Genomic DNA, 13,525 nt, shown 5'->3' with positions numbered 1-13,525 from the left:
CTCACTGGATGATCAGTTCGCCACGCAATGCGCCGGCGGTCTTGATGGATTGCAGTACGGTGATGACGTCACGCGTCGTCAGGTGGATGGCGCGCAGTGCAGCGATCAGATCCGCCACGGTGGCTCCATTGGGAATGGTCACCAGCTTGGCTTCCGGATCGTCGACCTTGATGTTTGCCTGCGGCACGACAACCGTTGAGATGTTGCGCGACGGATCGATATAGGCGCCTTCCGGCTGCGAAACCAGGTAGTCGGTCTTCACCACGATACGCAGGTCGCCCTGGGAGACCGTCACGCTGCCCAGGCGTACATCGCCGCCGGACACCACGGTTCCCGTGCGCTCGTTTACCACCACGCGCGCGACCTGGTCCGGAATCACCGGCACGTTCTCGATGCGCGAGATCGCGTTGACGACGTCGCCCGGAGGCGATGAAAACGTCACGCGTACCTTGCCCGCATGCTCGGCCACAGCGTCCACTCCTGCATTGCGACGCAAGGATTCGGCAACACGTTCCGCCGTGGTGAAATCCGGCTGATACAGCAAGACGTCCAGCGTGCGTCCGTCCTCGCCCAATCCAACGGGTGCAGCGCGCTCCACCGATGCGCCATCGGGCACTCGGCCCACGGTGGGATGATTCTTCTGCTCCGAACTTCCGAAGGCACGCACCTCATAGCCGCCCACCGAGAGCGGGCCCTGCGCCAACGCGTACAACTTGCCGTCGGGACCATTGAGCGGTGTCAGCAGCAACGTGCCGCCCGTCAGGCTTCGCGCATCGCCCAACGAGGACACCGACACGTCGAGCTTCTGTCCGGATTCGGCGAAGGGCGGCAGTACGGCGGTCACCATCACGGCAGCCACGTTGCGGCTGTTGAGATCGTCGGCGCTGATGTTCACGCCGAAATGGCTGAGCGTGTTGGCCACCGATTGCACGGTGAGGCGGTTCTTGCTCGTATCGCCCGTCCCTGCCAGGCCAATGACCAGGCCATAGCCAGCCAGCGCGTTGTCGCGCACGCCCTGTACGCGGGCAATTTCCTTGAGCCGGACAGCATCTCCCGCAGCCAGCGCATGGCTGCTGGACACGGCAAACAGTACGGCGATGAGCCAGCGGGCTTTCATATCAGATGCAACCACCTTGTGATGCGGTAGAGGATGCTGCGGCGCTGTGATTCGGACACATCGCCATCGCCGGTGTACTGGATGTTGGCTTCACTGATTCGATTGGAAAGAATGGTGTTGCCCGTGGAGATGTCCTCGGAGCGCACCAAACCGGTCAATGCGAACTGTTGTTTCTCGCCATTGATCACCACGGTCTGTCCGCCACGGATGCGCAACATGCCGTCACCTTCGACGGCGATGACGCGAACGGCGAGTTGCGCCTGCAGGCTGCCTGCGCGCGAAGTCTTCCCCTGCCCTGCATCTTCGCCAGCAAGGCCGAGCCCATAGTTGTGGGCGGCGCTGTGGCTTTGTGTGTTGGCGCTGAGTTGCACGCCGCTTTGCGCGTCGGTGTTGGCGCTGGCGGTGGCGCGCGCCGTCTCGGTCACCACGACGGTCAGCGTGTCGCCGATCTGATGGGCACGGTGATCGGCTGCCAGTCCGCGATAGCTGTCCGGATCGATCATCGAACCGCTGGCGGTTTGCGCCATCGTCGGCGATGCAAACAGGCTTCCGCAAACCAATGCGGCAAGAAGATGGGATTTAGTGGACAACTTCGACCGCTCCCTTGTCGATGACACGTGCAAGTACCGGTGAATCGGCGCCGTCGACCAGCACAGGGATGACTTCACCGGAAGCCCCCTGCTTGCCCGCCACGCCGCGCGTTCGCAGGCTGACCGAACCGACGGTCGCCACCACGTCAACGTGCTCCTGTCGGTCCACTTCCGGAACGCGTTCAAAATCGCCGCGCACCGCCACGGCCTCGGCGACTACGGCACGGCGCAGACGATAGCCATCCATGTCTTCTGGCTGCGCAATGGCATCACCCTGGAGTGCGGCGACATCCGTGTCATGCGATACAAGCCTCACGTTCTTCGCCGGCGTGCCAGCAGCCATGTCGGCGGCATACACAAGAGCCGGCCGGCTTAACGAGAGCGCAAACCAGACGGTGGCCGTGCGCACCACGCGTTCGTTTACGCAGACATCCACGGCCACACCCACACGAGGGCGCGGCCAACGACCGTTCACCGGATGCACCTTGAGAGTGACCTTGCCCTCGGGGGCTTCGATGGCTTCGGGCACGCCAATCACGTTCAATACCGCGCCCTGCGCGTCGGCCCCCAGCCTTGCCTCCAACGCGTGCTGCGCCGCGGACGTGACGGTGTCTGCGGGCACGCGCTGCATGGCGAGCGTCGACGCATCCGCGCCAAACGCCGCCACCGCCAAAAGCAGGAATGGGAGAAATCGCCGCATGCTTATTGGCGCAAGTTGTTGATGGTGTCGAGGATCTGATCCGAGGCCTGCAACACGCGCGCATTCAACTGATAGGCGCGCTGCGCGACCACCAGCGTGGCCATCTCCGACACCATGTCGACGTTGGACCCTTCCAGCGATCCCTGCATGATCGAGCCCACGCCGTTCTCACTGGGCCGGCCGATGCTCGCGTCACCCGAAGCCTGCGTCGCGGCGTAATTGTTGCCGCCCACCGATTGTAGACCCGTGGGCGATGGGAACGTCGCCAGTTCGAACGAGCCGAGCAACGTCGCATCCTTTGCGCCGCCAACGTTGGCGTAGATCTGGCCGTTCTGGTTGATCTGGATGTTGGTGGCATCCGGCGGGACCTGGATGTCCTGCGCCAGGCGGTTGCCGCCCGAAGTGACAAGGTAGCCCTCGCTGTCCACATGCAACTGGCCGCTGCGGGTATAGAGGTGGTTGCCACCTCCATCGACGACTTCAAGGAAGCCATCGCCCTGGATGCCGATGTCCCAGGTGTTGTTGGTCTGCACCATCTGACCCTGGGAGAACAGCGAGTTGGTAGCGATGATCTCGCTGCCCGCGCCGCTGCGTTCGGGCAACAAGCCTGCCTGCACCTGGCCCGGCGAAATCACGGCCACGTCGCCAAAGGCCACACGCTGAGCTTTGAAGCCCGGTGTCTGCATGTTCGACACGTTGTTGGACAGCGTATCGATCTGGGTTTGCTGGCTCTTGAGGCCAGCCGTAGCGGTATAGAGAGCGTCGATCATGTCGTTCCTCAGCTGTTGTCGCCAAGATGGTTGATGCCGGACTGCATGGCCTGGTCGTACGCGAGAATCGCGCGCTGCACGGATTGCGCATGGCGCGTAAGTTCCATCAGACGCACCATTTCATTGCCTGGATCGACGTTGGACTGCTCCAGCGCACCCTGGTGGACGCTGCCGTTCCAATCCGCGGGTGAGCCGCCGTAGGTATAAAGGCCGCCGCCGGCTTCGCGAAGCTGGTCGGGTGCATCGACCCCCACCACACGCAGCGTGTCGATGGCATCGTTGCCGTCTCTGATCTGGCCCGTGGCATCGATATGAACGTCGCTGTGCGCAAGCGTGATGGGGCCGGACTGGCCCAGCACGGGATGGCCTGCCGCATCGACGAGCTGCTGGTTCGCGTCGATATGGAACATGCCGTTACGCGTGAGCATTTCCTTCCCATCGACGCTCACCACGAAGAAGCCCGTGCCCTGGATGGCGAGATCCAACGATGCACCCGTGTGATCCATGGTGCCGTCCGCGAGATCGAGCGTGGGCGTTCCCGAGAGCACGCCGGAACGAAAATCGGGCTTCAGCCGCTCGGCGCGATAACCTGCCGTGCGCATGTTGGCAACATTCTGGCTGATGACATCGAGCGCTGCGACGTCGTCACTCAAATAGCGCGCTATCCCTGAAATGATCTGACCCATGTCGTCCTCAGGCAGCCGTGGCAACGGCGTTGTTGGTAGTGACGGCGCCGAACGCCTTCACCATGACGGTCGAAGGCACTTCGTTGATGCCCAGCACGGTCACGTGTGGCAGGCTGCGCTGGATCAGCGCACGCACATGCCGACGGATCACGCTCGGACACAGCAGAACGGGGAGATGGCTCTGCGTCATCATCGACTCCGCCTGGCGGGCAAGGCTGCCAAGGAAGGCGTCGAGCTGACCGAGTTCGGTAACCAGCATGCCGGCACCTTCGCGCTGGCGCATCGCCGAGACCATCGCTCGTTCCAGCTCGGGTGCCAGCGTCAGCACGTGCAACTCGCCCTGCGCGTTGCTCACGCGCTGGCAGATCATCGGCCCTAGCCGTTCGCGCACGCGTTCGACCAGATCGTCGGTCTGCTTGACGGTTCGACCGGCATCCACGAGCACCTCGAGAATGGCCTCCGCGTGGCGAATGCTCACTTGCTCGCGCAGCAGTTGCTGAAGCACGCGCTGGATGTCCGTATACGACATCACCGCCGGCACCAGTTCGTCCACCAGCGATGGCTGCTGCTCGCGCACGCGTGCCACCAGGCGCTCGGTCTCCGCTCGCGTCAGCAGCTCGGGGGCGTGCCGCTTCACTGCTTCGCCGAGGTGGGTGATGAGCACCGTTTCAGGGTCGACGAGCGTGTAGCCGGCACCCCGCGCGTACTGGCGCTGCTCCGCGCTGATCCACTGCGCCGGCAGGCCGTAAGCGGGATCGCGCGTCTCCTTGCCCTCCAGCACCGGCCGTTTCCCGCCCGGGTTGATGGCCAGCAAGGAATCGAAGTGCAACTCGCCACGTCCCACCTTGCTGCCTTGCACGTGCAATTCGTAGGCATGTGCAGGCAGGGCCGATTCCTGAATGGTCTTGACCCGAGGCAGGATGAAGCCGCCATCCAGCGCGAACTGTTTGCGGAAGGTGGCGATGCGATCGCCAAGATCGAGGCCGCGATCCTTGTACGACTGGGCGATGGCACCGCCCATGCGGATCTCGATGGCCTCGATCGACAACAACTTGCCGAGATCCTGTTCGCCTTCCTTGCCAGCCGGCTCGGCCGCGTCTTCCGCCGGCGCCGGCTCTTCCGTGCGAGTGCGATTGGCGTAATAGGTCAGCGTGGCGATGCCCGCCAACACCATCAACACCGGCCACGCCGGCAAGCCGGGCAGCATAAGCAAGGCCGCAAGAGACACCGACACGATCAACAGCGTGCGCGGGTTGGAGAGCACCTGGCGCGCGATCTCGGTACCCAGCTTATCGTCCGAAGCGGCACGCGTGATGATGATGCCCGTGGCCACCGCGATCACCAGCGATGGAATCTGCGTGACGATGCCGTCGCCCACGGTCAGCAGCGTGTAGCGGTGCGCGGCTTCGGTCCATGGGAGGCCGCGTTGCACCATGCCGACGGTGAGGCCGCCGATGATGTCGATGAGGATGATCATGATGCCGGCGATGGCATCGCCCTTGACGAACTTGGTGGCGCCATCCATGGCACCGTAGAAGTTCGCTTCCTTTTCCACCAGCGCGCGACGCCGCTTGGCCTCGCGCTCATCGATCAGCCCCATGTTCATGTCGGCGTCGATGCTCATCTGCTTGCCCGGCATGCTGTCGAGCGTGAATCGTGCGGCCACCTCTGCCACGCGCTGCGCACCGCTGGTAACCACGACGTACTGGACGATCACCAGGATCAGGAATACCACCAGGCCGATGACGTAGTTGCCACCCACCACGTACGAGCCGATGGCATTGATCACGTGGCCGGCATTGCCCTTGTCCAGGATCAGGCGGGTCGCGGAAATATTGAGCGCCAGGCGAAACAGCGTGGTGATGAGCAGCAACGACGGAAGGGTCGAGAAGCTCAACGGGCTGTCGGTGAAGAATGTAATGAGCAGCACGAGCAGCGCGCCCGTGAAGTTCAGCACGAGCAGGAAGTCGAGTAGCCCCGGTGGAATGGGCGTGAACAGGATGACCAGGATCATGATCATCCCGAGCACCAGGATCACGTCGCGCTTGCCGCTCCAGAGCTGGCCGAAGAGACCGTTCACGAGAGGATCCTGTTGCCGGGCCGCTTCATCAGCCAGCGATAGATGGGCGCGAGTTGTCCATAGAGGTTCGCAGGTACGGACTGGTCAACCCGGCAATCGCGAAAGATCGCACGAGCCAGTTCCGGCGAACGCAGGCATGGAACGCCGGCTCGTGCCGCGGCTTCACGTATACGCGCGGCTACCGCATCGCTGCCCTTTGACAGCACCACGGGCGACAACATCGTGCGCGGGCGATAGCGCAGCGCGATCGCCAAGTGAGTCGGATTGGTAAGCACGATGTCGGCTTCGGGCACGCGGCGAATCGAACGCGAATGCTTCAGCAGTTCGCCCATCAGCCGTTTCCGCTTCTGGCGGATGTCCGGATCGCCTTCGCGCCGCTTGCCCTCGTCCTTGAGGTCGCGACGGCTCATGCGCAGCTTGCGGATGTATTCGCGGCGACTGAACCACATGTCCAGCAACGCAATCGCCAGCAACAACGTGAGTACCCAGGTGGTGACCTGCACGTAGGTGCCGCGCAACAGCTCGCCCATGCTGGATGGCGGTGCCACGGCGGCCATCTGCACGCGATGCCCGATGCGATGCACGAGTGCCCATGCGAGCGCACTGAGCAACCCTACCTTGAGACAAAGCTTGAACAGATCCCACAGGATGCGGCGTGAAAACACGCGCTTGAAACCCTGTGCGGGATTGAGGCGAGTGAAGTCCGGCTTCAACGGATCGGCACTGAAGGTGGGACCGGTCTGCACCACATTGGCGACGACCGCGGTCACGATCATTGCCAGCAACAACGGAAGCACGGCCTGCCACGCCGGTTCAAACCGACGCTCAAGCCAGTGCAGCAAGCCCATGGAAGCGACGGGCGCATTACCGGCCATGCGAAGTGTCTGACCCGCCGCCTGCGCGAATGCGGCCGACAATCGGTAACCCGTGGCCGCCATGCCTACGCTGAAGGCGACGAGCACCAGCACGCTGGCGAGGTCGGCGCTGCGTGGCACCTGGCCGCGATCGCGCGCCTCCTGCAACCGGTAGGCGGTCGGCAGTTCGGTCTTGTCCTGCTGGTCGTCGCCGGCCACGCTCACGCCCCCCGCATGACAGGTAGTGCCTCGAACGCACCGCGATACAAGCGCTCGATCAACGGCGGCGCGAATCGCAGGCTGGCGGCGAGCAAGGCAAACGTAGCCGCTACCTTGAGCGGCAGCGAGACGAAGTAGATATTGGCCTGCGGCATGGAACGGCTGGAGTAAGCCACGGCGAGGTCGATGGCAAACAACCCCAGCATCACCGGCGCACAAATCATCATGCCAAGCAGGAACTGCGACGAGAGCATGGCCATGAACGTGCTCGGCATCAGCATCATGCGCCCCTCACCCAGCGGCACCAGATGGATCGACGCCGTCATGCCACCCAGCAGCAACAGGTGCAAGCCGGAGAGAAAGAACACGATGGTGGCCGCCCACTGCACGACGGTGCCGCTGAGTGCCTGAGTCACATGGGTCGAGGGATTGAACAGACTGGCTGCCGCCACACCCGACTGCATGTCGATCACATGCGCCGAGAAGCCGAGTGCGGCGGTGGGAAGCATTACAGCCAGGGCAAAACACAACCCGAGGGCACCTTCGCCGAGGATGGCCTCCATCATGGCCAATGGCTCATCCAGGCCCACGCCAGGCAACGGCACACCTTGCACGCCAACAGCAATCAGCGTGACCGCCAGCAGCACGATGACGCGCACCAGGGCCGGCACCCAGGTGAACGGGGTGAACGCGGGTACCAGCATCACCGGCGCAAACCTCGACATCGCCAATAGAAATGCACTGATCTGCGAGCCCGTCACATTCACTGCCGTCACATCCCTGCGATCAAGCCAAACAAGTGCTTGGAGAACTCCACGACGATCGCCATCATCCACGCCCCCATCATCAGGAATACCGCGACCACGGCGATCAGTTTCGGGATGAACGTGAGCGTCATTTCCTGGATCTGGGTAACCACTTGAAGGATCGAAACCGCGACGCCGATCACCAGGGTCACGAGCAAAATAGGCGCAGCAACCTTGGCTGCGGTCAGCAGCGTCTCTGCAAGCAAATGCATGGCGGTATCGCTGTCCACGGCGCTCTACCCTCGTGGCCGCAACAGGTCGCGCAGGCGGAAAATGAAATCCGCCGACATCACGGGCATGTTTCCCGGGGTACGCGCCACGATGCCTTCGACCATGCGACGCGCTTCCTCCGGATGACCGTCGTCGAGCAACAGGACGCTCTGCGCATAGCGTGCCGTTTGCCCTTCCGGGGCAAGCCGCTTCGCGCGCTTGATCGACTCCTCGGCCTCGCTCCGCTCGCCACGCAATGCATGGATGAGCGCAAAGCCGCCGTGAGTTTCACCAAAGGTGCGATCAATGGCGAAGGCGCGCTCGAAGCTGTGTTTCGCGCCCGCTGCATCACCTTCCATCAGCTGACACCAGGCCAGCGCGTGCCAGGTACCGATATGGTCCGGCATCTCCGCCGCCGCACGTTCGATCCGCTCGCGCGCAGCAGCGATGTCGCCGGTCACCATCAGACTTTCACCCAGACCCAACAGCGCGCGTGCGGACTGGGGGCGAACGGCAAGAATGCGACGAAAGGCATCCATCGCGGCCTCAGTCTGCCGAGCCCACAGCGCGAGCGTGCCCGTGACCAGCAACGCATCCTGTTGCTCGGGCACGTTCGCCAGAGCTTTGCGTACCTCCGATGCCGCTTCATCCGGACGCCCGGTATCGAGCATCAGCATCGCTCGCAGGCCGTGCACTTCGGCGATGCGCTCGCCCGTGACAAAGGATGCCAGGGCGTCCAATGCCGATGCGTACTGCTTCTGGCGATAAAGAATGCGTGCCTTCAATATGGCCAAGGCAACGTCAGACGCATGCTCGGGCGCAATCGACGCGAGCGTCTCCAGCGCGGCGGCATCATCGCCCAGGCACGACTGCGCATAGGCGAGGTCGTGGCGCACCGCTACATCATCGGCCTGCCCAGCCTCTAGAAGACCACGCAAAATAGAAATACTGCGAGCGAGATCACCGGTAATCAGCGCGATTCGCGCTTCACGCATAAGAATTTTGGCGTTCTCGCGCACATCAACAGGCGCTTCGCGAAGCCACGCTTTCGCCTCGTCAATGCGCCCTTCGGATAAAGCCGCATCGAGATAATCGCAATTCAATGAGATATTGCGCGGATCGTGCGCCAGAAACTTTCTTAGTGCAGAGGCATCGCTCATGGCTCACCTCGACGCATTACAGACCTATCGAAATCGCCGCCTTGATTCCTTCGTGGAATCAAACCCGCATGGACTGCATTGACTAGCACTGCTACTCCTTGCGCACGGACTTCCGGTCCATGCCCCCTGACGCATTCCAACAGCTTTTCCAGTACGACGCCCCTACGCCGACGAGTGAGCTAAAACAAAAAACGCTCAAGCTGTGACGGGCCTGAGCGTAGGCATGACATCGGCATGCGTCAATATCAAAATGGCGCAATAAATTGCGAATAAGTCATTGTGCGCGTTACACTTTCTGAAATGCCTAAGCAGTCACATTTTGGCCATCGAACGAACGACATAGACCCTTCTTTTATGCCGTGAAAACTCCACCTAGACTTGTTCACCAAGCTAAACGAAGCTGACGAGAACCTGTATTGGAATACTGATGCCAACCGACCGTATTACACGCCCCACTTCACCGATCGAAACCATTCGCGCGCTTGCCCGCGAACGAACGGCGCGTGCGAGTAGCAGCACCTCTACAGCAGAACAAGGTCGCCCTGCGGCACCTATTGAACGACGCTCGCTCGAAGACCTTCGCGGCCGTCTTCGCCAGATATTCGAGCGCGTCGATACCCATGACCCGCAGTCACTGATATCGGTCCGCGAACCGGTCTTGCGCGAAATCCTGTTATGGGAATTTGGCAGCGACTTTCGCCAAGACGCCGAGTTCCTGCCGATGGTGGATGCCATCGGCAAGCTGCTGGATGTCGATCCACAGTTCCATCAACGCTTTGCCGCGCTGGTGACGACACTTCAGGCGCGCTGACGCCTCATCCCGTTCGGAATTGTGCAGGCCGCCCGCCGCGCCGGTGGTGTGCGGAAACCTTCTGCAGCAGGTTGATGAGATCCCTGGCGAACCCGTTGCTGTCGAACACGCTGGAACGCGTGCGCAAGTGCATCAGCTTGGCGCGTGTCGCCTTGCGCAATTCGGCATCCAGGCCATAACGGATGGCCGCGGCCACGAAGGCCTCGTCGCTATCCACGTTCATCTCCGGCATGCCGAGGTGGTGATTGAGACTGCCCGCCACGCGCGTGGCGAACGTGTCACCTGGCCGTGTCAGCACGGGGCAACCCGCCCATAGCGCGTCCGTGGCCGTGGTGTGCGCGTTGTAATACTCCGTATCAAGGAACAGATCGGCGAGGCGATAGCGCGCCAGATAGATTTCGTGCGGCAGTTTGTCCATGAACACCAGTCGCTCCGGCGCGATGCCCGCGTCGAGCGCTGCGTGCTGCAGCCGTTCCGCGACGCGCCCCGAAGCTTGAAGCCACAAGACGCTCTTGGGTACGCCATGCAGCACACGGAACATCCGCTCCATGCTTCGCTGGTTCAACTTATAGGTCGCGTTGAAACACACGTACACCACATGATCGTCCGGCAGGCCACAGGCACTGCGCGACGGCGGCGCCGGCACCACCCGCGTAGGGTCGGTACTCATGTAGAAGCGCGGCAAATAGAGCGGCTGCTCCGAGAAATGTTTCCGCATGCTCGCGGGCAGTACGTACGGATCGGCCACCACGTAGTCGATGAAGTCCGCACCGCTGGTTCCCGGATAGCCCAGCCAAAGGATCTGCACCGGTGCCGCTCGATGAGCAAAGATCTCGGGTCGGGCGCCACGACTGAAGCCATCCATGTCGACCAGGATCTCGACACCCTCCTCCCGCACCCGCCTGGCCACCTCCAGCGACGACATGCCAGCCACCGGATGAAAGCGATGCGCCGCTTCCATGAGCCGTTGCCGTTGCTGAGTCAACGCTTCATCGCTCAAGGCGAAGAGATGCGCTTCGATGGGTGAGTCCTTCAACGCTTCGAACACTGCAGACGTCAGTATGGCCGTGGGATGCGCGCCAAACCCATAGCCGACGAAGCCGACGCGCAACTTGCCGTCTCCGGCCGCCTTGAAAGGTTGCCACGGCTCCTGCCTGCCTGCCGTCGCCGCATGGGCACGGCGCGCCTGGAGCCGCGAGCAGTTCAGCTCCTCGGCGGCGGTCGGGCCCTCGGAGATGAAGTTGATCGGCCACACCGTGTCGAGCCCGTTGGCAACAGCGGCCTTCAGGCGTGTGCTCAACTCGTCGAGATCACGCCAGTCGCAGATGCGTCGCTTGTTGATGGTCAACAGGTGCAGGCAGTCGACATCATCGGGATTCAAAGCCAACCCACGCTCGCACGTGGTACAGGCCGCTTCGGCGTTGTTGTCCAGGGTATGGGCGAGGCCGAGCTGCGTGAGCACGCCGGGCTGGTCAGGCTTGAGCTGCGCAGCGCGTTCATACGCCGCCACGGCTTCCGCAAAACGTTCCAGCACAATGCTCGCCTCGCCGAGCAATACCCATCCCGCCACTTCATCGGGATGCTGCCCGGTCAACGAAGCGGCTATCGCCCTGGCCCTCTCCGGACGGCCGAGACGAATTTCGCAGCGTCCAAGATTCGCCCTGGCTCCGATGGCCTGCGGATGACGCGATGCCTGTTCGTAGCAATGGTGTGCGAGGGGATACGCCTTTTCGCGAAATAACCGTGCGCCAAGATCATTGAGTGCGCCGGTCAACCGATCCTTGCCGGCAGTGACTGCGCGGAGCCTCTCGATGAATTTGTCCAGCGCCATCGAAGCCGGCGTAGCGCCTTCCCTGTCTGCAATCGCCGCATAGAGGTCGATCCCTGCAACCTGCTCCATTTCCTTTCCCCCGAAAGACTGGTTGATTGCGGCTATCCCACGCCGCCTGCCATACACTGTCGCAAAGCCGCTCATGAGGTCGCAATCCCCGTCGCACTTTCAGTACATCATGGGGATCGCGGCGCGTCGATGAGGTACCACGCAGAGTCAGCAGGGAGAGCTAACCGGTGCGCAATATCGTCGTCCAATCCTATCGAAACGATGCGCCCGAGTGGCTGCAGCGATGCATGCAAAGCGTACGGCAATGGACGCAAAGCCAGGGCTACGACTATCTGTTCGTGGACGACCGGCTGTTTGCCTATGTACCTTCGCACATCAGGGCGAATCCACCGTCGTCGATCCTGCCGTTGACCGATCTGGCGCGGCTGGGCCTTCTGAAGGAGCAACTGGCAAAGGGCTACGACCGCGCGATATGGATCGACGCCGACGTTCTTGTCTTTCGGCCTGAGCAGTTCCGCATCCCGGAGGGCAAGGGAGCGATGCTCTGCCATGAGGTGTGGACCCACATCGATAGCAAGGATGTGGTTCAACATCAGACACGTGTGAACAACGCTGTCATGGTGTTCGAGCGCGGACACCCGCTACTCGACTTCCTTCACCACGCTGCCCTTGAGCTCTTTTCGCACATCGCGCCGGAGCGTATGCACCCGTGGACCATCGGCACGGAGTTTTTCACCAATTTAAGCAGGTTATACCCGGTGTACCTGCTGACCCAGGTGGCATGCCTGAGCCCTCTGCTGATTGATGCGTTGTGCGCGGGCAAGCAACCCGAGTTGTTGCGCGATCATGCCAAACACTTCGGCCATCCGTTCCATGCGGCAAATCTTTGCCGATCGTCGACGACGGACAACTCCCAGGGGACGGATGCGCACACCCCTTGGCCTGCACCCGCCACAAAGATGGAGTGGGCAGTGGAGATACTCTCTGCAAGGTCAAAGACGTCGACACGTCCGGAAAGATCGCAGAACTAAATTTGACTTCAAAAGAGAGCTAAGCCGGGTGCATATTCGCATGCTTGGCCGCTGCACACACCTCTTCCCGGCCATGCAAGTCAAGTTTCCTATCCAACGGGCAGTACCTATCCCACATTTCAGGTGTAACCGCCTTGCGACGTTCCAGGATATCTATAGAAAGACGGGCACGCGGTATATCCATCCTGAACAGTGCCAATCCCGAAAGAAAAATGGACTCGTCGATGAGTATCTCCAGAGCCGCTTGTCGTGTTTGGAACACCACCACCCGACGGTATCGGGCGGCTGATTGGCTTCTCTAGGGACTAAAGAAATGAATGCGTGTCACTTTAACGACCAGCATTTCAAGCGCCCATTCCCGCTTATTCGCAAGATTAGCTCTTTTGAGATATCGATCTTCGCACCATCGCCTTGTGGTGATGCGGGCTCAACCATCAGCTCGAAGTCATCCGTTCTTTCGTCACGTAAATCATCTTCGGGCGCAGGAACTCCAAGCAATGCGTAACGAAGACCATCATGCTCGGCAACATAGGCGGGATATTCCCCATACCGCCCCCTTGTGTCCTTGGCGAAAACCAACTCGCCTAGAACACTGCCGAGAACTTCTGCCGTCGCGCCCAAATCGCCGATAGGCTCGATGCCCACATGTGC

General features: G+C 61.7%; 14 protein-coding genes. 2 read left to right on the top strand and 12 right to left on the bottom strand.

Annotation, left to right across the window (positions count from 1 at the left end; all coding sequences use genetic code 11):
• Position 1: 1 nt before the first annotated feature.
• Genes ISP20_RS07065 through ISP20_RS07020 form a run of 10 tightly spaced genes read right to left on the bottom strand, consistent with a single transcriptional unit; the run spans position 2 to position 9,192 of the window.
• On the bottom strand, positions 2–1,117 hold the full coding sequence (locus tag ISP20_RS07065; protein WP_204635352.1) for a flagellar basal body P-ring protein FlgI: 1,116 nt from the start codon (positions 1,115–1,117) through the stop codon (positions 2–4).
• Positions 1,114–1,644, bottom strand: a complete 531-nt coding sequence (locus ISP20_RS07060; RefSeq protein WP_204635351.1) for a flagellar basal body L-ring protein FlgH — start codon at positions 1,642–1,644, stop codon at positions 1,114–1,116. The genes ISP20_RS07065 and ISP20_RS07060 overlap by 4 nt, the downstream gene beginning before the upstream one ends.
• 52 nt (positions 1,645–1,696) lie before the next feature.
• Positions 1,697–2,407 carry a flagellar basal body P-ring formation chaperone FlgA gene (flgA, locus tag ISP20_RS07055; RefSeq protein WP_204635350.1) on the bottom strand — a complete coding sequence of 237 codons (711 nt, stop codon included), beginning with the start codon at positions 2,405–2,407 and terminating at the stop codon, positions 1,697–1,699.
• 2 nt (positions 2,408–2,409) lie between these two features.
• On the bottom strand, positions 2,410–3,177 hold the full coding sequence (locus ISP20_RS07050) for a flagellar hook-basal body protein (RefSeq protein ID WP_204635349.1): 768 nt from the start codon (positions 3,175–3,177) through the stop codon (positions 2,410–2,412).
• A gap of 8 nt (positions 3,178–3,185) precedes the next feature.
• Complete coding sequence (locus ISP20_RS07045) at positions 3,186–3,830, bottom strand: flagellar hook-basal body protein (RefSeq protein ID WP_204635348.1); 645 nt, start codon at positions 3,828–3,830, stop codon at positions 3,186–3,188.
• A 40-nt stretch (positions 3,831–3,870) separates the two neighbouring features.
• Complete coding sequence (locus tag ISP20_RS07040) at positions 3,871–5,943, bottom strand: FHIPEP family type III secretion protein (protein ID WP_204635347.1); 2,073 nt, start codon at positions 5,941–5,943, stop codon at positions 3,871–3,873.
• Positions 5,940–7,022: an EscU/YscU/HrcU family type III secretion system export apparatus switch protein gene (locus ISP20_RS07035; protein ID WP_204635346.1), complete on the bottom strand. Its 1,083-nt coding sequence runs from the start codon at positions 7,020–7,022 to the stop codon at positions 5,940–5,942. The genes ISP20_RS07040 and ISP20_RS07035 overlap by 4 nt, the downstream gene beginning before the upstream one ends.
• A complete protein-coding gene (locus ISP20_RS07030; protein ID WP_204635345.1) occupies positions 7,019–7,783 on the bottom strand; it encodes a flagellar biosynthetic protein FliR in 765 nt (254 codons plus the stop codon). The genes ISP20_RS07035 and ISP20_RS07030 overlap by 4 nt, the downstream gene beginning before the upstream one ends.
• Before the next feature lie 5 nt (positions 7,784–7,788).
• Positions 7,789–8,052, bottom strand: coding sequence for a flagellar biosynthetic protein FliQ (locus ISP20_RS07025; RefSeq protein WP_204635344.1), 264 nt, complete (start codon positions 8,050–8,052; stop codon positions 7,789–7,791).
• Positions 8,053–8,058: 6 nt separating this feature from the next.
• Positions 8,059–9,192 carry a tetratricopeptide repeat protein gene (locus ISP20_RS07020; protein WP_204635343.1) on the bottom strand — a complete coding sequence of 378 codons (1,134 nt, stop codon included), beginning with the start codon at positions 9,190–9,192 and terminating at the stop codon, positions 8,059–8,061.
• Between the two features lie 427 nt (positions 9,193–9,619).
• Here ISP20_RS07020 and ISP20_RS07015 point away from each other — a divergent pair, with 427 nt between their 5' ends.
• Entirely contained in the window at positions 9,620–10,003 is a 384-nt protein-coding gene (locus ISP20_RS07015; protein WP_204635342.1) for a hypothetical protein, read from the top strand.
• A 4-nt stretch (positions 10,004–10,007) separates the two neighbouring features.
• Here ISP20_RS07015 and ISP20_RS07010 read toward each other — a convergent pair whose 3' ends face one another.
• A complete protein-coding gene (locus ISP20_RS07010; RefSeq protein ID WP_204635341.1) occupies positions 10,008–11,978 on the bottom strand; it encodes an O-linked N-acetylglucosamine transferase, SPINDLY family protein in 1,971 nt (656 codons plus the stop codon).
• 92 nt (positions 11,979–12,070) lie between these two features.
• On the opposite strand from ISP20_RS07010, the gene ISP20_RS07005 reads away from it, so the two are divergent.
• Complete coding sequence (locus tag ISP20_RS07005) at positions 12,071–12,874, top strand: hypothetical protein (protein ID WP_204635340.1); 804 nt, start codon at positions 12,071–12,073, stop codon at positions 12,872–12,874.
• Positions 12,875–13,198: 324 nt separating this feature from the next.
• Here ISP20_RS07005 and ISP20_RS07000 read toward each other — a convergent pair whose 3' ends face one another.
• A complete protein-coding gene (locus tag ISP20_RS07000; protein WP_204635339.1) occupies positions 13,199–13,519 on the bottom strand; it encodes a hypothetical protein in 321 nt (106 codons plus the stop codon).
• Positions 13,520–13,525: the final 6 nt, after the last annotated feature.

Source organism: Dyella kyungheensis, from assembly GCF_016905005.1.
Taxonomy (GTDB): domain Bacteria; phylum Pseudomonadota; class Gammaproteobacteria; order Xanthomonadales; family Rhodanobacteraceae; genus Dyella; species Dyella kyungheensis.
This window is presented reverse-complemented; position numbering and strand designations above follow the sequence as displayed.